General features: G+C 48.2%; 16 protein-coding genes. 9 read left to right on the top strand and 7 right to left on the bottom strand.

All coding sequences use genetic code 11. From position 1 onward, the window contains the following. Positions 1 to 14 precede the first annotated feature (14 nt). Entirely contained in the window at positions 15 to 1,805 is a 1,791-nt protein-coding gene (locus MJO57_RS02345) for an acyl-CoA dehydrogenase C-terminal domain-containing protein (protein ID WP_252022627.1), read from the bottom strand. Between the two features lie 183 nt (positions 1,806 to 1,988). Between MJO57_RS02345 and MJO57_RS02350 the strand changes: the two genes are divergently transcribed. Then, positions 1,989 to 4,472, top strand: a complete 2,484-nt coding sequence (locus MJO57_RS02350; RefSeq protein ID WP_252022628.1) for an inositol phosphate phosphatase SopB — start codon at positions 1,989 to 1,991, stop codon at positions 4,470 to 4,472. Between the two features lie 62 nt (positions 4,473 to 4,534). Here MJO57_RS02350 and MJO57_RS33085 read toward each other — a convergent pair whose 3' ends face one another. After that, positions 4,535 to 4,684, bottom strand: coding sequence for a DUF2947 family protein (locus tag MJO57_RS33085; protein ID WP_371924857.1), 150 nt, complete (start codon positions 4,682 to 4,684; stop codon positions 4,535 to 4,537). Between the two features lie 12 nt (positions 4,685 to 4,696). Further along, complete coding sequence (locus tag MJO57_RS02355; RefSeq protein ID WP_252022630.1) at positions 4,697 to 5,650, bottom strand: DUF1186 domain-containing protein; 954 nt, start codon at positions 5,648 to 5,650, stop codon at positions 4,697 to 4,699. 199 nt (positions 5,651 to 5,849) lie between these two features. Here MJO57_RS02355 and MJO57_RS02360 point away from each other — a divergent pair, with 199 nt between their 5' ends. Beyond that, on the top strand, positions 5,850 to 6,509 hold the full coding sequence (locus MJO57_RS02360; RefSeq protein WP_252022633.1) for a pseudouridine synthase: 660 nt from the start codon (positions 5,850 to 5,852) through the stop codon (positions 6,507 to 6,509). Between the two features lie 45 nt (positions 6,510 to 6,554). Here the strand turns inward: MJO57_RS02360 and MJO57_RS02365 are convergent, their stop codons facing one another. Both MJO57_RS02365 and MJO57_RS32645 read right to left on the bottom strand, forming a co-directional pair. Continuing rightward, positions 6,555 to 8,144 (bottom strand): ABC-F family ATPase, encoded by a 1,590-nt coding sequence (locus MJO57_RS02365; protein WP_252022636.1) that lies wholly within the window; start codon positions 8,142 to 8,144, stop codon positions 6,555 to 6,557. Between the two features lie 166 nt (positions 8,145 to 8,310). Further along, on the bottom strand, positions 8,311 to 8,433 hold the full coding sequence (locus tag MJO57_RS32645) for a hypothetical protein (RefSeq protein WP_256493225.1): 123 nt from the start codon (positions 8,431 to 8,433) through the stop codon (positions 8,311 to 8,313). A gap of 823 nt (positions 8,434 to 9,256) precedes the next feature. Here MJO57_RS32645 and MJO57_RS02370 point away from each other — a divergent pair. The 4 genes from MJO57_RS02370 to MJO57_RS02385 all read left to right on the top strand — a co-directional run bounded on the left by MJO57_RS02370 (position 9,257) and on the right by MJO57_RS02385 (position 12,929). Continuing rightward, entirely contained in the window at positions 9,257 to 10,771 is a 1,515-nt protein-coding gene (locus MJO57_RS02370; RefSeq protein ID WP_252022639.1) for a hypothetical protein, read from the top strand. Between the two features lie 115 nt (positions 10,772 to 10,886). After that, positions 10,887 to 11,069 (top strand): hypothetical protein, encoded by a 183-nt coding sequence (locus MJO57_RS02375; protein ID WP_252022641.1) that lies wholly within the window; start codon positions 10,887 to 10,889, stop codon positions 11,067 to 11,069. An 82-nt stretch (positions 11,070 to 11,151) separates the two neighbouring features. Next, positions 11,152 to 11,574: a hypothetical protein gene (locus MJO57_RS02380; RefSeq protein ID WP_252022643.1), complete on the top strand. Its 423-nt coding sequence runs from the start codon at positions 11,152 to 11,154 to the stop codon at positions 11,572 to 11,574. Between the two features lie 392 nt (positions 11,575 to 11,966). Then, complete coding sequence (locus tag MJO57_RS02385; RefSeq protein WP_252022645.1) at positions 11,967 to 12,929, top strand: hypothetical protein; 963 nt, start codon at positions 11,967 to 11,969, stop codon at positions 12,927 to 12,929. Positions 12,930 to 12,993: 64 nt separating this feature from the next. Here the strand turns inward: MJO57_RS02385 and MJO57_RS02390 are convergent, their stop codons facing one another. Further along, positions 12,994 to 14,577, bottom strand: a complete 1,584-nt coding sequence (locus tag MJO57_RS02390) for a DOPA 4,5-dioxygenase family protein (protein WP_252022648.1) — start codon at positions 14,575 to 14,577, stop codon at positions 12,994 to 12,996. 238 nt (positions 14,578 to 14,815) lie between these two features. On the opposite strand from MJO57_RS02390, the gene MJO57_RS02395 reads away from it, so the two are divergent. Continuing rightward, entirely contained in the window at positions 14,816 to 15,310 is a 495-nt protein-coding gene (locus MJO57_RS02395) for a GNAT family N-acetyltransferase (RefSeq protein ID WP_252022649.1), read from the top strand. Here the strand turns inward: MJO57_RS02395 and MJO57_RS02400 are convergent. Next, positions 15,303 to 16,802 (bottom strand): DASS family sodium-coupled anion symporter, encoded by a 1,500-nt coding sequence (locus tag MJO57_RS02400; RefSeq protein ID WP_252022652.1) that lies wholly within the window; start codon positions 16,800 to 16,802, stop codon positions 15,303 to 15,305. The genes MJO57_RS02395 and MJO57_RS02400 overlap by 8 nt on opposite strands. A 198-nt stretch (positions 16,803 to 17,000) precedes the next feature. Between MJO57_RS02400 and dbpA the strand changes: the two genes are divergently transcribed. Next, positions 17,001 to 18,377 (top strand): ATP-dependent RNA helicase DbpA, encoded by a 1,377-nt coding sequence (gene dbpA, locus MJO57_RS02405; protein ID WP_371924754.1) that lies wholly within the window; start codon positions 17,001 to 17,003, stop codon positions 18,375 to 18,377. A 153-nt stretch (positions 18,378 to 18,530) separates the two neighbouring features. Beyond that, positions 18,531 to 19,514 carry a hypothetical protein gene (locus MJO57_RS02410; RefSeq protein ID WP_252022654.1) on the top strand — a complete coding sequence of 328 codons (984 nt, stop codon included), beginning with the start codon at positions 18,531 to 18,533 and terminating at the stop codon, positions 19,512 to 19,514. Positions 19,515 to 19,574 lie beyond the last annotated feature (60 nt).

A 19,574-nucleotide genomic window follows, 5' to 3' on the forward strand; every position in this document is an offset into this window, starting at 1 on the left:
TGGACGAGAACTAATTAAACGTCACCAAAATCCTGCTCTTTCATGGCCAGCAGATTGTCAGCACCCGACTCAATGCAGGCTTTGTGCATCTGAGCCCTTGGCAGCAGACGCTGGAAATAGAACTGTGCAGTCTGAATTTTGGCCTGGTAGAATCCTTCCTCGGTGGTACCATTTGCCAGAGCCTCTGTTGCAGTCAGTGCCATCCGGGCCCAGAAGTAAGCCAGGCAGGCATAACCGGAGTACATCAGATAGTCAACTGCAGCAGCTCCCACTTCTTCCTTGTTCTGCATGGCCTTCATACCAATCTGCGTGGTCAGATCACCCCATTCCTTATTCAGGGCAGTCAATGGCTTGATAAACTCCCGGAGCGCTTCATTATCAGCCTGAGCCTGACAGAACTTATGAACCACCTTGGTGAATGGCCTCATCGTGGCACCCTGAGTCATCAGAACTTTACGACCCAACAGATCCAACGCCTGAATACCCGTGGTCCCCTCGTAGAGCATAGAGATACGGCAGTCACGAACATTCTGTTCCATACCCCACTCACTGATAAAGCCGTGGCCACCATAACATTGCAAGCCATGGTTTGCTGCTTCAAACCCTGTCTCAGTGATAAATGCCTTGACAATAGGAGTCAGGAAACTCAGTTCCAGATCTGCCTGTTTCCTGACTTCTTCATCAGGGCTGTTCATTAAGTCGGCAATTTGTGCCGTGTAGTAAACCAGTGCACGGTTACCTTCCGTCAGTGCCTTGATGGTCAACAGCATGCGACGCACATCCGGGTGAACAATGATCGGGTCGGCAGGACCATCAGGGTTCTTCGGACCAGACAGTGAGCGCATCTGCAAGCGGTCCCGGGCATAGCGAACGGCACCTTGATAAGCGACTTCTGCATGGGCAAGCCCCTGTATACCCGTGCCCAGGCGGGCAGAGTTCATAAAGGTGAACATGCAGTTCAACCCTTTATTCGGTTCACCGATCAAATAGCCGGTCGCACCGTCAAAGTTCATCACACAGGTGGCGTTACCATGAATACCCATCTTGTGCTCAATGGAACCACAGCTGACACCGTTACTCTCTTCAAGCGCATCCGGGCGATGACGGGGAACAATAAACAGGGAGATACCTTTGGTGCCTCCGGGAGCATCTGGCAAACGGGCAAGAACGATGTGAACAATATTCTCTGCCATATCGTGCTCCCCGGCAGAGATGAAAATTTTGGTACCTGTAATACGGTAAGTACCATCTGCCTGTGGTATCGCTTTGGTTTTCAGCATACCCAGATCCGTACCGCAGTGAGATTCGGTCAGACACATCGTGCCTGTCCACTCACCCGAGATCAGGCGGGTAAGGTACGTTTCCTTCTGCTCATCGGTACCATGAGCTTCCAGAGTATTCATTGCACCATGGCTCAGTCCGGGATACATCCCCCAGGACCAGTTGGCTTCACCCATCATTTCACTGAGCACCAGGCCCAGTGAGGCCGGGAGCCCCTGACCACCATACTCAGCATCACTGGCCAGTGATGGCCAGCCACCTTCGACGAACTGTTGATAGGCTTCTTTAAATCCGGTTGGGGTTTTAACGCCATCTTCAGTCCAGGTACAACCTTCCTCATCACCAACACGATTCAGCGGTGACAGTACCTGCTCACAGAATTTGGCGCCTTCTTCCAGGATCGCATCCACCATGTCCGGAGTGGCATCCTGGCCTTCAGGCAAGTTCGCGTAATGTGCTTCGAAGCCCAAGACTTCATTACGGACGAAGCGGATATCTCGCAGGGGAGCTTTGTATTCTGGCATGACGCATCCTCAATTTTCTTTTATTTATGGATGATGATAAGAATAGCACGATTTCAAACAGTTGTTTGAAACTTACGTTTAGACAGATCTAAAGTCAATACATGTTTCAATCAAAGTACGACAGATGTTGAACGATTGTACTGTTGAGCTGGGTAACTGCTTAAATTTGTGACGTTGCCGATATTGGCTTTAGCAGAATCACTATTTTTAGACGATGCCATGAACTTGATGAAAGCTTTGGGACACGCCCTCCAAACGGGAACAGCCAGCAGTTACGAACAAGTGGGGAGCATTCCCTCAAAATCGGTCAGTGGTAATCCGTTCAAGCGTTGGCTGTTGCGTCTGCGGGGTAAAGAGCAGCAACAGGAAGCGATCTATTCTGTTCGTTCGGTCAGGAAAAATCTTATTCAGAACTACGGTGAGCCGGTTGGTAATCAGGTGATGGTGCAGGGTGACCAGCGTCCGTTGACGGTCCGCAAGATTGTCAAACTGCACGGCAAAGCGATCCGCCAATTGGGTAAAATTGAAGCCAGGAACCGACTCAATAGTAAAGAGTGGGGCAATATGGCGAACCCGGAATCTATGGCGGCCAAACTGTTTACCTGTGCCTACGCTTGTTCCAGTACTATGTTGCCGGATTATGAAAAAAACCGTCTCAGTCAGCACATCGAACAGAGTTTCTATCATCATGGCGACCACAAACTATCCAGGGAAGAAGCACAGGCGCTGATCCTCGATGTGTTTCGTAACCACACCCCCGGTTTTGCCGAGATGACACCTGAGACCGGCCGAGTGTTGCAGCAAGAGTTGCAGCAGGTATCAGGTAATACCCAGCTCTATCCCGATAGCTTTAGCCAATGGCAGGATCAACAGCCATTCAGTGTCATGACCCGCAATCAGTTCCACAATTTTCGGGTCTATAGCTCGCAAAGTGCCCGGTTACAGTGGCAGTCACCTTTTGATGCGCTCGACAAGCAGGGCTGGGCCGAGCAGATTGCGGCTACGGAAAGCCATATCGACAAGTTACAGGCGACAGCACGACATCTGTTGCAAAATCAGGAGATTCCCGAGCTGCTCCAGCAGGCACTGGTGCAGGATCTCCATGGACAAGTCGTTAAGGCGAAAAGTCATGTGCAGTATTTACAGACTTTGCAGGCCTGTGACTTCCGTTCACCAGATAATATGTTTAGTGCCCGTAGGCACAATTTGACTACTGCTCTTCAGGTAGCCGAAGCGGCGCTTGCGGATAAGGATTTTCCTGAGAAAAAACGCACGGAGATGGCGGTACTGCGTGCTCAGCTTGTGCAGGAGATCCATGACCTCCAGAACGATCCCAAAGAGCAGATCGTGTTTATGCAGCAGGCAATACGTGCTCACGCTAATGAACTGCGAGACCGTTTGGTTCAGGCTGGCCTCTCTTCCAGACGCATGGACCAGCGTTGGCAGACAGTGTCGTTAAATATTAGCAACACCAAAGAGTGGCGCACGATAGAGAAGACCTTGCCAGTACGTACTGATAACGGCGTCCTGCTCTACCAGGGCAAGATTACCCCAGCGGCACAGATGCGGCTCAATGTGCCGGGGCAGCCGGAGGGAGAGCGCGATCCTTTTGCGGTCAGTTACCACGGTACCGGGTGCAGCTCGGCCACGCGCACAGAGGCAAAGCATGCTGTTAACCTCGCCGAGACCCGTCTGACCACAGACGATGGTCGTGTTTTATACGACGGCTTACGCAGTGGTACATTGACTCCGCCCACTGGTACGCCCAACATTGACAATATTACTGAGACCCGTGCCAAAGAGCTGTTGCAGGCTGCTGTCGTCAAAAAACTGAAGCAACTGCCAGCCGATCAGCAGCAGCGCATTCTCTCTGGAGCAGAAACGATCACCTTCGATATGGTGAGTTGCTCCATGCTCTCCCCCGATAGGGTGCGCCACATCACCGGTTTTCATGATGATGAGTACAACATGCAGGCGCTCCAGGTCCAGACCCTGGCTCGTCTATGTAGCGAGCCACTGCCGCTCTCTCTTATGGATAGTACGGGCCAGCCCCACAATGTTACCGCTAATATTCGCCTGACCACGGTGAATGTTCCGGTCAATAAGCTTGGTTTTGATCCGCTGTTAGCAACGGGTGGCCGCATCTGGCAAACATCTGACAGTGAAAACAACAAAGGTTTTCAAGCGCTGTTCGGCAATATCCACCCGGACGCAGCAATGGGTGGTATGGTCGGTGAGTGGCTCACCGGCCCCGGTGCTGATTCTGCCGATCGTGACAAGGTTATCGGGTTGGTACAGCAAATTCGTACCATGTATGCCCGGAACGAACACCATTCCGAGGGCATGGATGCCTACAAACTGGCCGAGCGCGTGCAGTTACTGGCGTTTATGATTGGTGCAGTGCCCCATATGAATTGCAAGAGCGGCAAGGATCGTACTGGGGAAGCAGACGCCCGCACTCGCCAATTGGCATCGGAAGTGGATCGGCTGGGTTATGTGCCTGCTTACAATGCCGCACTGACCAGAGACCACAGGGAAGCGGTGCAGACCTTTGCCATGGGGGCAGGTAACCTGGAGGTACAGATGCAGAATATCAATGTACCCGGCTATAAGACCGCAACGGGTAAGGACGAGATGGGCAACACTCTGTTTGGCCTGCTCCATTGATAACCTGCACATTAATGTGCAACCTTAATGTGCAACATGTGCAACATGTGCAACCACGAGCTTTAATTATCGACACAGTAATAGAACGTGGTCTCCGGTGCCCAAGCCAATGTATTGGTGATCAAGGCCGGTAAGGTCGGATCATCACTCTCCCATAGCTCCAGCCAAGTGTGCAGATGATTTTCAGCTGTGCAGTTAATAGCTGTAGAGATACCACTTGGTAATCAGTGCAGACAACACTTCTTGAATTTCTTACCGCTGCCACAAGGACAAGGGTCATTTCTGCCCACACCGGCCGGTAATGACGTAAACGGAGCGGTTGGCCGAGCATGCTCAGCCTGCTTTGCAGTCGTCTGATTGATCACCATATTCTCCAGGTTGGTTAACAGCTCGTTGCTCTGTGAGGAATAACAGCTCAACTGCCTTAATGCGGCTACAGCATCATCCAGGTAGCAATAAAACTCACCTTCCTGCTTCATAACCGACTTCTTAACCGCGTCCGGAGCCACACCACAGCGTAATTTAAGTTCATCCAAGGTAATGTAATAGCTATCAGCCCACTCTTTTTCATAGAGGTCTTTCAGTGCCACCATAAAAGGCTCAGGCTGAGTGTTATAACAAGCCTGAACCCAGGCATTCCATACCTGATTCTTTTCCTGCTCAAGACCATACTCATAGAGCTGATGCAGATAGGCAATCAACGCCTGAAGCTCAAGGTCTCCCTGTTGATAACGGACAACCAGTGCGCCCAGTGCGGCATCTCGGACGTATTCATCAATACTGGTGTTTTCAACGATGGACTGGAGCGGGCGAATATCGCCCGGGCAGAGCGTGGCAAAAATCTGGCTTAACCGGTCACAGACCACCTCATCAAAATCATCACCAATGGCAATGTTGTCTGCAGAGCTCATGGCGCTGAACAGGTCGATAACAATGGGCCAGGCTGCCGGTTCACGAAATTGCGTTAACAGGTAAAGCGCATGAAGAGCCAGACGGCTTTTTGCCGATGAACTGCTGTGCTTATCACGTATTTTGACCGCTTCCAGCGCCTGCAGGAGCATCGGTGTGATCGCTTCCTGATGCTCTGAGGCCTCTCTTAAGGCCGGAAGAGGCAACTCACTGGAAACCCGGGAGAGGCTTTTTTTCAGTCCGGAGATATCCTCGGTAGAAAGGGTCATAACCAGTTAATCCAACATATCAATGAAATTGGGCGCTAGAATAGACGTTCACGGCCTTAAGATACAGCCTTCGAGGGCTGCACCAGGTTATTCTTTTCCAGAGCGGTGAATATCTTTTGAGCCGTTTTAGCCAGCGCTGAAATTGGCATCCGCATTATCCCCAGATGACTTACCCCGGCTTTATTCTGATAATCAGCGCATGAATGATACTTTTATTGTCCCCTTCTGTAACGAGCCATTGACGGAACTCTACCGCGATGAGTGCATTGTCGTTGTGAATAAGCCGGCAGGCCTGCTCAGCGTTCCCGGAAAACCACCCAATCATGAAGACAGCGCACTGTCACGGCTGCAGAAAATCAACCCGGAAACCCGGGTTGTTCACCGGCTGGATATGTCGACTTCCGGCCTGATGGTCTTTGCACTGGATGCCGACAGTCATCGCGCATTAAGCCGTCAGTTTCAGAACCGTACGGTGACCAAGGCCTATATTGCCGACGTGTGGGGAAAACTTGCAGAAGCGGAAGGAAAAGTAGAACTGCCTCTGCGCTGTGATTGGCCGAACCGCCCGAAGCAGATGGTTGACCATGAGCTTGGCAAACCATCACTGACGTTCTTTCAGGTGATTGACAATCAGAAGCCGACATCTGATCGGGTACTGCTCGAACCCGTTACCGGTCGCTCTCATCAGTTACGCGTACATCTGGCTGAACTTGGCCACCCCATTCTGGGCTGTGAGTTTTATGCCCACTTTGCTGCACAACAGGCCAGCCAACGCCTGAACTTGCATGCGACAAATCTCGGCTTTGCCCATCCAATAACCGGAGCGCCCATGGCTTTTGAGTCTGAAGCGCCTTTCTGAATAGCGTTTGTAATTGATACATAACGGTTGGTATCAACAGGCTTTTCACTCAATACCCTGAGTGCGCAGGTAATCATCATAAGTACCGTGGAAATCCACAATACCGGTATCCTTGATTTCGATGATCCGGGTGGCCAGCGATGAGACAAACTGACGGTCATGGGAGACAAAAATCAGGGTGCCTTTATAATTTTCCAGCGCCAGGTTCAGCGACTCAATGGATTCCATATCCATATGGTTGGTTGGCTCATCCATCAACAGAATATTAGGCCGTTGCTGGATCAGCTTGCCAAACAGCATACGACCCTGCTCGCCACCGGAAATGACCCGTACGGATTTCTTCAGGTCGCCCTGGGAGAACAACATCCGGCCCAATACGCCACGAATCACCTGCTCATCGTCGCCTTCATTCATCCACTGGCTCATCCAGTCGAACAGGTTCATATCCAGATCAAAATCAGCACTGTGATTTTGTGCGTAGTAACCGATGTTGGCATTTTCCGACCACTGGATAGTACCTGTACGCGGTTTCATCTTGCCTGCCAGCGTATGCAGTAATGTGGTTTTACCGATACCGTTCTGGCCAATAATGGCAATACGCTCACCCACTTCCACCATCAGGTTAACTTTGCTGAACAGATCGTCTTCGTAACCCTGGCTCAGCTTTTCCACCACCAGCGCATTACGGAACAGTTTCTTTTCCTGCTCAAAGCGGATAAACGGATTCTGGCGGCTGGATGGTTTGATTTCGGCCAGCTGAATTTTATCGATCTGCTTGGCCCTGGACGTCGCCTGTCGTGCTTTTGAAGCGTTGGCAGAGAAGCGGCTGACAAAGGATTGCAACTCGGCAATCTGGGCCTTCTTGCGGGCATTATCGGCCTGCAGACGCTCCCGGGCCGCGGTGGCAGCGGTCATATACTCATCGTAATTACCAGGCATCACTTGCAGCTTGCCGTAATCTAGGTCTGCCATGTGGGTACAGACACTGTTCAGAAAGTGACGGTCGTGGGAGATGATGATCATGGTGCAGTCACGCTGCTTCAATACGCCTTCCAGCCAGCGAATTGCATTAATATCCAGGTTGTTGGTCGGTTCGTCCAGCAGCATGATCTCCGGGTCAGCAAATAGCACCTGAGCCAGCAGTACGCGCAGTTTCCAACCCGGAGCCACAGCACTCATCAGCCCATAATGCTGCTCGATAGGGATATCCAGCCCCAGCAGCAATTCACCCGCGCGGGCTTCAGCGGAGTAACCATCCATCTCGCCGAACTGGACTTCAAGGTCGGCAACACGCATACCTTCTTCTTCCGTCATGTCAGCTTTGGCATAAATAGCATCCCGTTCGGCTTTTACCTTCCAGAGTTCGGCATGTCCCATGATGACCGTATCGATCACGGTGTAGTTCTCATAGGCAAACTGATCCTGACTCAGCTTGGCCATACGTTCGTGAGGGTCTTTGCTGACCGTACCGGAGGTTGGCTCCAGTTCTCCGCCCAGGATTTTCATGAACGTTGATTTACCACAACCGTTGGCACCAATGAGTCCGTAACGGTTACCTTCGCCAAACTTGACGGAAATGTCCTCAAAAAGGGGCTTGTCACCGAACTGCATGGTGATGTTGGCTGTTGAAATCAAATTTATTGTCCTGCCTTGTTTAATTAATGGTAAAAAGCTTAATTAATGGTAAATAGCTTAATTATTGATAAAAAGTGACGCAGACTACAGTGACTATTCCCTTGAGCCAATAAGTAGTTTACAAATTCTGCAGTTGTCATTTTCAGTAAGGTTCGGAGCGACAACCCTAACTTAATTCAAGGCCCGGGTATTTCCACAGGAAAATATCGGCCAGACCTTCGCGAATATCAAGCCAGTAATGCCACTGCACTGTATTTTTGCTGTTCTTGATAACTGCTGTTTCAGGCAAGTTTGTTAAAAAACAGTTGAAAAAAATTGTGACCCGGTCCGCAAGGTTGACTCAGCAGCATTAAACCACTGGAGCACCAACGTCAGCATCACCCACTGGCTAAGGAACTTATTGTCACTCTTGTCAATTGTTCAGTGAAACGAGATTTCACATTTACAATAAATGTTACTTTTTTGATAATTTCGAGGATTAAACCAGGAAAGCTGGTACTCCGGCCAAGATCATTCGTGAGCTGAAAGACTGGAACCAGGAATTGAAATTTGGTTTTTGGGACAACTATCTTGAAAAACTATTGAGGGTATGAACGCTGCACCATGCCATCGGGCAGATTTTCACTATCAATACAGCAGACCTGCTAAAATAGCTTTCGATGGAGAACCAAACGTCAATGATGGGCAAGCATGTTAAACATAATGAAGTCTTGTTGTACTGATTAATGATGGCTGCAGTTGTCGAAAAAGCGTTTATCCCTGTAATAATACTTTCCATATTGCTGTCTGTAACAATTTGGTCTGTGCTCTCCCATGCCGCACCTCCACCCTATCAAGGTGTCACCGCAGAGGGAAATTATATCGGGCTGGAATATCATGGCTTTGATATCGTCGATGATGATCCTGTGCGGATGGCCATGCGGCAAAAAGGTCTGGAAAATATTTTTACTGGCAAAGGTTTTCGCTTGGCTTTTCCTGTGGAATCAGTAGCAGCTATTGAGTCAGCTAAACAGTTAAACGATAGAATCACATCTTTATCCACCGGGATATCGGACTCTATTTTCTCTGCAACGTGGCAACAGCGAAAACCCTTCCACCCGTTTAACTCCGATGTGAAACGATTCCAACTCTACGGCAGGCTGCCATCCCCGGCAAACCGCCCGCCGATGTACAATCCGATGTACAATGATGAAGGCCAGCCATTGGCAAAACCCGACTTAACCACCAGTATTATCAAAAGAAATGAGGGGTTTTATAAAAACAGTAACTGTTTTTTCTGCCACAGTGGCGTGAGTGCCGGTATTGTCAGTGCCGGTCAACCCAATGCCCATATCGACCAATCAGGCTATGCTGCTGAGCTGACTTTCCTGATCAGTTTTGCCACATTACTGGAAAGGCACCTTAGCTTATTACAGTTGGTTTCATTCAACGCCATTGCCAGGGCCCGGTTCAATAACAAGCTCCTTGAATTAGCCTACCTGTTTGATGATGTGAAAGCGGAATCACAACCGATTTTATCCAGGGCCCTGGTTCGTGGTGATAACATGGGGCCATACATCGTCTGGAAAAAGATTGCCAGACTGAAAGACCCTGCAAACAGCGGCTTACTGACCCTGCGCCCTGATGAAACATCCCCTCTCGATTACTTTTTTCAGGTGCCGGAGCTGCCCACCGTTATTTCCAATCCATGGTGGATAAGAAAATACAAGTCAACCAACTATCGCTATGCAGACCCGATCGAATATATTGTCCCACACTTCTCCTTCAACTTTACCAAGCAGTTTCCCGGGGTGAACGAGTACCATCCTCAACATGTTGCCGATATTTCCAAGATTCTGGTCTATGCAGACAACACAACATCCCCGGCCTACCCTGGCAAGCTTGATGCAGAAAAAGTCAAACTGGGTAAACAGTTATTTCATAGTGAAACAACGTCCAGATCCGGTCACAGGCTGGATTGCTTTTCCTGCCACGGCCGTTACCAGAAAGAAACCGATTTTGATACTCCCGGGGGTTACACCGTTTACTACGATGATTTTGATCCGGACCGTAGATTGAAAAATGTCGGAACTGACCCTGAATACGCCAGGTTGCTGCTATCCTTCACTCCCCTGAACAAAAAGGGTCGCTTGTTAGCCCGATTTTTTGATGACCCGGAACTGCTGCCCGAAGCCTTTTTGCCTGACAAAGTAGGCTACCTAGCACCGCCATTGGACGGTGTATGGGCTTCAGCACCCTATTTTCACAATGGCTCTGTACCCACACTATACCATGTCCTGAAAGCCGATGAGCGACCTGCTGTCTGGAGTCGTACCAATACAGACCCCTTTGCCTACGACCTGAAAAAAGTGGGCCTCCTTTACCAGGAAAAAGATATCTCTTCGGAAAGCTATGCCCGCTGGAAAACCGCTGCCAAGGCCAACCCTCTAAGTGAGGAAGCCCGGGAATTCAGAAGATGGTACAACACATCCGGAATGGGGCGATCCAATCAGGGGCATGACTGGTTTAGTGCCATTCTGGACAATGACGAGATTTATGCCGTGGTGGAGTTTCTGAAGTCATTAAGCGGACCGACCATGAAAAATGGCATCCCGAAACCCAAACGGTATTATCAGCTTGAGCAATAGCGTCTGTTGAAATGATAAAACGGGTCAACCCCCAGTTTCTTGCCCGGAAGATAAGCGCTTACAGGATCTACCGGAAAATCCTGCGCTGCTGGAAAGCCAGACCATCCATCAACGGATGCTACTGGAAAACGCTCAGGTCATTATGGATCTGCTGGTCATGACGCCTCACTACTGGCATGTCAATGCCCGACAAAAAGAGCAGCTTGAGCAACTGGGTCAGCTGGAATGTGAACTGGAAATGCGCCTGTCTGTTGTACAAACAGCAATATACAGAAACTCAGTGAAGCAAAATAAGTAAAAATACTGTCTTACATCAATTTTACCAAACTTGACTGGTGGTATAACTGAGCCATGGCCATAGCCTGATCGGGGGATACACCATGATTCAGTTAGCTCAGATCATCATCGGAAAAAGTGAAAAAGACCTGTTCACCGTCCTGGCCCTCAAAGCCGATATTATTCTTGCGATAACGCTGACCATTGCCATCTTACAGCAGGCCATAAAAGGCATGGAAGCCAGCTGGATGCTGTTACTGGTGGGATCACTGTTCTCTATGGTTGTTCTCACCGGTCTTAGTAAAGGAGCACGCAAAGCGTTAGCGGGCATTCCCAGCTATATTCCCTATGTATTTGGTATTTACCTGTTCTTTATAGAGGGTTTTGGTCGTTTAACTCAACTGCTGGCAAGTTTCAGCATTCTTAACGCAGCATTGGTTATCCTGTTCTTTGTTGCAGGTAATGTTGTGGCGACGGTCGGTTATAACGCCGTCGTCTATGCCAAGCAGTTGGAGCAGTCTCATTAATTCCAATGCCGGTTCCCGTGAAGCGGGAATCGGTCCCTGTCAACCTTTGATGCAAAGGGGTGTTCAGTTTGAAAATGGTCTGAATACCCTGCCAGGCAATCACTTGAGGTTTTTTTTGTACATGGTCAACGTTTGATTCATTATTAATGAAGGCTCTTTTCGTATTGCAGACTGCTGATTTCATAAATCAGGCTGGAATCCTCCTGTGGCAGGGCTTGGCAATATTTAGCCAGCAGTTTCCTGAAGGCATTGTATATCAAGGCCTTTGGCCAATTTTCATTGCAGAGCAGTCTGTAACCCGAAAAGAGCCTTAATGAATTTAAACTTTCTTCCTAAAAATGTTGTCTAATTAAAAGCAATTTAAATAATAATTAGCTTAGAGGACAATTATTTTGAATATATCTAACTCCTATGTGCCAGAAAATTATAACAATTATTTTAACTCAGGTTCAGTTGACGATAAAAATACAGATAAATATCTTAAAAGACCACTGAATGACGGCTCTGAAGCTATAACAGCCAGCTGGAATACTGAAACAAGAGAGCCATCCATTATTTTCAACAGGCCCAGTGATTCCTGTGATGAATATGTTGAAGTTAATAATCATCAGCAATTCAACTTTAACACCTACACAATATCCCCTATCCCTGTAACAGAGCGGGTGCATAAGGTGTACGACAGTTCATCTATTATCAATAACGAGGGTGAACTTCCAGATATTAAATCAGATGAGAATATTTCCAAGGCTGAAAATTCTATAAAATCAATTGATGATATTATCCGCTTATTAAAATCAGTTTGTACTTTAACTGCATCATCTGAATCGAAAAATGATAAGAATTCACTGAAGCTTTTACTGACACCCAAGGAAGTAAAGGACGAAAACGGCATTAATTATAATAATTTAATGAATTTCGATGCTTATACTGAAATTCGAGGTGCCCCGTTGCCAAATATGAAGATGCATTCATTGAAGCCAGGCACTGAACCAGAAGTACAAACAATATATTCCTATCGTGATGGCGAAGAGGACTGGGCTGAAATACGCATTGCATTTGGATTACTGAAAAGTGGGGATCCATTCCATTTCCAATATCGTTTTGATCGCAGCAGGTTTGAGTTAGACTACTCTAATCTCTTTGTTGCACCTGACTGGTGCAGTTTAATTGATAATTTATCTGACTTTGACCTGTATCAATTAGTAAGAAACATGAGTAAAGAAAATTCTGAATTGTTATCCAATTGGTTGTTTTTTGATCTATCGGTCCACCCTGATGAAATACGTGACATATTAAAAGTTGTTTTTAACTCTGACTTATTGGATAAGTGCTGTCAGCAGGTGATCAACCATTAACTCAATAGAGAAGCCTTATTAATCCCGTTGCCGGTTCCGGGAAACCGGCTATTATCAGTATTGGTTAAAACTCTGCATCAATTTTCCTGATAAATTCAATTTCTTCTTCGGTTGATGATTTTCCGAAAATTCTATCCCTGTGAATAAATCGTGAAAATTGATCAATGACTGCTTTATGTTTCAATGCCTGTTTGTAATGAACTTCAAATTTCGGTTTCAAATCATCAGGAACTTCTTCAGTCAATTTCTGAAACAGGGACAGCGCCAGGGTCTGATCATCCACTGACTCGCTGTGTACCAGCGGCAAGTACAGAAACAGCCGTTCATAGTAGTTTAATTGCCGGTCCTCTCCTGACTGTATGGCGGTTCTGGCAACACGCAGGGACAGGTTATCGTAGGCTAAAATCATCGGAGTGCCGCGATAAATACTTCGCGGAAACTGGTCAGCCAAAATGATATAAGCCAGTTGTCCTTTTGGGCTGGTCAACCAGTTATCGTAAAACCCATTAGCCAGCAGGACCAGATCTTTCATGAATCGTTCTTCTATTTCCTGATCCAGAAGGTCTGAGTTTGCGCTCTGTTTTTTGAACCATTTCGTTTCCATGCCATCGGCAAACCAGAAGTCAAGGATCTCTTGCTGTTTCGACTGGATCGCTGCTGCTGATAAAAATCTTGAGCCTGGTAGCTGTTGATCCCATCGATAAAGGCCACTTTTCTTATTTCCGGGATCATAAAAAAACCGCTGATTGAGATTTGGACGAAAACCACTGTACCAGGCATGATCAAGGTGGGAGATCAACCGATTTTCATTTTCGCCAAACACCCAGTTTTTGCTGTGGGAGTAGATGGGAATATCACCATGATTCAACACCAGCCAGATCATGGCTTTGCCATAATCATACATAAGCTGGCTACCCGCCCGCTCAAATTTTATTTCCCAACCGGCTCGTACATGTGGGCCATTGGAGCGAGCCGGATACCAGTCCAGATCGGAATAAATCAACCTTTCCCCGGCAATATATTCCCGGAAACGGTCAAACAGTAATTTTGCCTGTTGCTCCTGTCCTGCAAGATAATCCATATGGATGTGATAACCATCAATAATCACCTCTTCCGGATCCCTGAATTCAGCCCCCGTATCGCCCACCATCACCTGAGATCGATCCATAACCAGCACTCTTTGTGGCATCAGCCCTTCATCATCGATGATCGGTCTGACAACCACTGAGCTATCCCTTCTATTTAGTAAATACCAGGAAATGACCCTGCTGAAATTGCTATAAAACAGAGGATCATTCTCCGTTTTCAATAAATAGAATATATGGGTGTCATGTGAAGACAGAACATCTTTTGTCTGAATACCAAAACGGGAAAAATACTGGCTGTATGGGATTTTGATAAAGTCTATATCGATATCAGGATGATGATTATTGACTTCAAAAATAAAACCTTTTAATGACTTGTCATCAGGCGTAATGATTGTGTGGTTCTGGTCAGAAATATCAGGGGTATTATTATTAGCTGTAAAATAGTCGGGGTTTTTATAGTTGCTGGACCAGCTACCTTCTTCTGCCAAAGCAGGGAAATCCAGCGTTAATATGAATATTAGGGAGAAGAGCCCAATTATTTCTCCATAAAATAATCTCATTCTTTCCTTCCTGTTATTTATTCGTTTTATCTATTATAAACAACCGATCAGGAGATGAATTTTCCTGTAGATTGAAAATACTCTAAAAAAATATCCACAAAGACCACAGACAGGTCTTTATGGATAACTTTCTTATACCGGATCGAGTAATTAAATCCATGAACAACATGAATGTGGTATCCTCAGCTTTCGCGAGTGATATCATGTAACATCAACATTCCGGAAATAAAGCAGCATTATGGAAAAAGAAGCCGTTACCATCTGGTCTCTGGAAATGACCTCTCAGGATGAATTGATCCATAAACCTGTCACCGACCCGGATTTGGTCATTCAGGAGTGTCAGGTAAAGCAATTTCAATTCAACCGTTTCCTCTACAGCTACATTGGCCAGCCGTGGCAATGGACTGACAAGCTGGTCTGGTCTGAAGATCAATGGCGTGACTACGCCGAAAATAATAATCTTCGTCTCTGGGTAGGCTACTACAGAGGCAGCCCGGCCGGTTATTTTGAATTGCAAAAAGTAAATGGTGATATTGAGATTGTCTACTTTGGCCTTGCCCAGCCATTCATTGGCAAAGGTCTGGGTGGGACCCTGTTAAGTACCGCCATTCAGGAAGCCTGGAACTGGGGGGCAAAGCGAGTCTGGGTGCATACCTGTTCGCTGGATCACCCATTTGCACTGAAAAACTACCAGGCCAGAGGTCTGCGGGTTTATCAAGAGGAAACTAAATAATAAATTCCGCCAGCCAATGGCATAACAGCGTAATAATGACGATACCCGCAAGATTCAAAACCATACCACTGCGCACCATATGACGGATAGGCAGCATCCCGGAGCCATAGACTATAGCATTGGGTGGTGTAGCGACTGGCAACATAAAGGCGCAGCTTGCAGCAATAGCGGCAGGGATGGCAAGAATGGCGGGGTCCATTCCCAACGAAATGGCCAGTGCACCTAAAGGAGGGAGGAAGGCCGCCGTTGTAGCGGTGTTACTGGTGACCTCGGTCAAAAAAATAATAATGGTTACCACCAGGGCAATAGCCATCAATACAGGAATGTCTCCGAGGATATTTAATGATCCGGCGATCCACTCTGCCAGCCCTGTCCGTCGAATCATCGCAGCCAGACTCAACCCTCCCCCAAACAACAACAGCACATCCCAGGGAAGACGGTGCATTTCTTTCCAGCTCATCAGAAACTCAAGCTTTTTCCATCGGGTTGGCAGGATAAACAATAAAACAGTGGCAACCAGGGCAATCATGGTATCTGAGAGTTCCATTGCCGGAATCACATTGCCCAGCCAGGGCCGCACGATCCAGGCCAGAGCGGTGAGCAGGAAGATGGCCGTTACTGCTTTTTCTGCACCACTCATGGCACCATTCTTTTTTTGCTGCGCCTTAATAGATTCCCTCACCTCATGGTTTTCTTCCCCACCCAGACGGTAGCCAAAATAGCCCAGCCAAATGCCGGTAATTGCCAGCAAAATGATGGACGCTGGCAGGCCAATGATCAGCCAATGGGCAAAACCAATCTCTATACCGTATTGTTCCTGGAGAAAAGCAACCAGTAATGCATTAGGAGGGGTACCGATAAGGGTACCAAAGCCGCCGATCGAAGCCCCATAAGCAATGGAAAGTAACAAAGCGACCGGAAAGCCCCGACTCATCTTCCCCTGGTGACGCATCATGGCAATAACGGATAAACCGATCGGCAGCATCATGATCGTGGTTGCTGTATTGGAAACCCACATACTGATCAGGGCGGTAGCCATCATAAAACCCAGTACCAGTCGCTTTTCTCCTGTACCCATAATTATCATGATTCTGAGCGCTATACGGCTGTGCAGGTTCCAGCGCTCCATCGCAAGGCCAAGAACAAAACCACCCATAAACAGGAATATTACCGGGTGTGCATAAGGAGTAGCCGCTTTATCGATGCTTGCCAAACCAAGCATGGGAGACAAAATAAGGGGTAGCAGTGCCGTAATGGCAGTCGGGAGAATTTCTACCGACCAGAACACGGCCATCATCATGGCAAGCCCGGCACAGCGCCAGGCCATCTCATTCATCCCGTCCGGGGGTTCAATCAGTAATGTGAATAGTTGTAGTGCAATGCCAATCAGAAGTCCTGTGAGCCAGAAGAGCGGCTTCCCCTCCTGTGGACTTTCCTGCTGACTTTCCTGTCGTGCAGGCCCTGGTGACAACCCCGAAGAACCTGAATTCATGATTCGCTCCATTGCATTCAATAAAATTTATAAGCAATTCAACAGTAAATCGGTTAATAGCACCGTAGATTGAGCCTTTCGACCCCAACAAACCACAAAGCTCCTGATAAGTTGCTGTAATGATTCGCCGTCATTAAAGGTAGACTCTGTTATAATCAATTACCCTTTTTGTACCATGGCACATGCCAAGAGCTTGATTTGACTTCACCCACTCTGTGCGCATCAGCGCTTTCCCGCTTTAGTGATCTCTCTTTACCTGAGTCCCTCATCAGTAACCTGAACAGTCTGGGTTATAAGGAAATGACCGCTATTCAACAGCACGGCTTGCCAGTACTTCTGGAAGGCAAAGATGTTATTGCCAAAGCAAAAACCGGCAGCGGCAAAACAGCTGCTTTTGCCATTGGCCTGATTCTCAAACTGAAGCAGAAGGATTTTGGCTGCCAGGCACTGGTTCTCTGTCCTACCAGAGAGCTGGCAACTCAGGTTGCCCTGGAAATCCGGCGACTGGCTCGGTATCAACAAAATATCAAGGTCGTTACGCTTTTTGGTGGCCAGCCTATTGGTCCACAGATCGGCTCACTGGAGCATGGTGCCCATGTGGTTGTTGGCACCCCCGGGAGGATTCAGGACCACTTGCGGAAAAAGACCTTATCAATCGATCGAGTCAACACGCTGGTTCTTGATGAAGCAGACCGTATGCTGGATATGGGCTTTATTGATGCCATCGAAAATATCATTGGTCATTTACCAGAACAGAGACAGACCCTCCTCTTTTCAGCCACTTACCCAAAAGGTATCCGGGAATTAAGCGAACGCTTTCAACATCTGCCTGTTGAAGTGACTGTTGAGAGTACCCATAGCCATGAGCATATCGAGCAGCGCTTCTATCACGCTGAAAATGCTGATAAGCCCGCCATGCTGGTCAAGCTGCTCAAACACTACCAACCAGAGTCCAGCGTCATTTTCTGTAACACCAGGCAAGTCTGCAAAGAGGTAGGCACTGAGCTCTATGAGGCGGGCTACAAACCGGTGGTACTGCATGGGGATATGGAACAGAAAGAACGTGACCAGATGTTGGTTCGCTTCGCCAATCAAAGCTCAAATCTGTTGATTGCCACCGACGTTGCCGCCCGGGGATTGGATTTAGAAAACCTTGCAGCGGTGATCAATTACGATCTGAGCCGGGACCCTGAAGTGCATGTTCACCGGGTTGGCCGCACCGGACGGGCCGGAAAAAAAGGCCTGGCACTCAGCCTGCATACCCAACGGGAACAGTACAAGCTGGATAATATCAGCGATTACCTCAAGGCTCCCCTGGTCTTTGGTGACCCGAAAACACTCACCGGAAACCAACAGCCAGCACCAGCCCCCATGGTTACCCTGGCCATTGATGGTGGCCGAAAGCATAAAGTCCGTCCTGGCGACATCCTCGGAGCGCTGACCGGCGATGCCGGGATTCCCGCAGACCAAGTCGGCAAGATCAATATTTTTGACTTTACCGCCTATGTTGCGGTCAAACGGGAAAATGCCCGATCTGCACTGAAAAAGCTGGAAACAGGAAAGAAAGGATATTAAGGGCAGAAAATTCAAGGTTCGGCGTTTGTAGTCTTCATTAACCAATCGTCTCTAAGCGCTCCCTCTCAAAGCCTGATCGGAACTAAATCAGGCTTATCCTGTCCAAAGGAATATGACACTGATTACTTAATCCAGCACAAGGAGGTAATTGCAATGACTGCTCAGATTGCTCCACCAGCCTTTCCCGCACAGAGCTTCGGCACTGGTTCGCGGCCAACCCGATTCGATGCACCTCGTGCGTTTAACGGACACGGTGCCAAATTAGCACCACCACCCCAGTCGCATTTTGCTCAGCCGAAACGCACACCTAAACCACCACCTTCGGCTCAACCACAGGGCTTACCTGATAACGTAAAGAGTGTGAACCCTGACATTTCCGTCAATGGGTCCCCCACCGTAACTCAGCCTCCCAAGACTGAAGATCCCGGGAGAATGGCTAAAGCGTTGCAGGCCCTGGACAATGGGGAACTGATCAATCGGGGTAAAAACCAACTGCAAGAAGCCCAAAAGGCCTATACAGCCTTTGGCGAAATGAACATTGCCCTCAAGGCTCGGGATACTCTTGAAATCTTTGCCGCCTGCGCCAAGGGCCTCAATGGCCCTGGTAGTGTTGGCTGGTATAAAAATTCGCTAGAGATGATTACTGCCTTAAAGAATATTGAGTTGCCCCCCGGCGCGCCAAAGGATCTGACCGTTACCATCACCTTCCCACCGCCCGACCATCAAGCCATCTCACTGATTCCGGTAGGTGCTGGTCTCGAACAAAAAGCACCTATAGAGATCTACAATTGCTACGTCCATGCGCTTGGTGCCATGAAAAATCAGGCCCAGGAACTTAACGCAGACCAGGGGCTTGCACAAGCGGAAGCAAGGCTGAATGATCTGCTTGAAACGCTGAAGGCTATCCAGAAAGAAATTAATGAAAGAAAGCAGAAGAATAAACTTCCGGTCAGAGCTTCGGAAGTTCAGTTTGAATCCCGATATTATTCCCATGTGGATAAGGGGATCACTATTAGTCGACTGGCAAATGGCGAGGAATTCCCGTTTCATGAGGCCACCATCCAAAGCAAGGTTCCCACCCCGGCTCCACAGCCCGAAGCAGCTCCGGCTCCAACGCCAACCCCCGGAGAAGACTGAGCACTTCATTTCAATGGGTTTGATGTGAACAATCTCTGCCCCCCCTCGTTCCCCTGCTCT

This window comes from Endozoicomonas sp. SCSIO W0465 (genome assembly GCF_023716865.1).
Lineage (GTDB): Bacteria > Pseudomonadota > Gammaproteobacteria > Pseudomonadales > Endozoicomonadaceae > Endozoicomonas.

Coding starts and splice junctions, on each gene's coding strand:
- MJO57_RS02345 (WP_252022627.1), bottom strand. CDS start 1,805: ATGCCAGAATACAAAGCTCCCCTGCGAGATATCCGCTTCGTCCGTAAT.
- MJO57_RS02355 (WP_252022630.1), bottom strand. CDS start 5,650: ATGACCCTTTCTACCGAGGATATCTCCGGACTGAAAAAAAGCCTCTCC.
- MJO57_RS02360 (WP_252022633.1), top strand. CDS start 5,850: ATGAATGATACTTTTATTGTCCCCTTCTGTAACGAGCCATTGACGGAA.
- MJO57_RS02375 (WP_252022641.1), top strand. CDS start 10,887: ATGCTACTGGAAAACGCTCAGGTCATTATGGATCTGCTGGTCATGACG.
- MJO57_RS02380 (WP_252022643.1), top strand. CDS start 11,152: ATGATTCAGTTAGCTCAGATCATCATCGGAAAAAGTGAAAAAGACCTG.
- MJO57_RS02390 (WP_252022648.1), bottom strand. CDS start 14,577: ATGAGATTATTTTATGGAGAAATAATTGGGCTCTTCTCCCTAATATTC.
- MJO57_RS02395 (WP_252022649.1), top strand. CDS start 14,816: ATGGAAAAAGAAGCCGTTACCATCTGGTCTCTGGAAATGACCTCTCAG.
- MJO57_RS02400 (WP_252022652.1), bottom strand. CDS start 16,802: ATGAATTCAGGTTCTTCGGGGTTGTCACCAGGGCCTGCACGACAGGAA.
- MJO57_RS02410 (WP_252022654.1), top strand. CDS start 18,531: ATGACTGCTCAGATTGCTCCACCAGCCTTTCCCGCACAGAGCTTCGGC.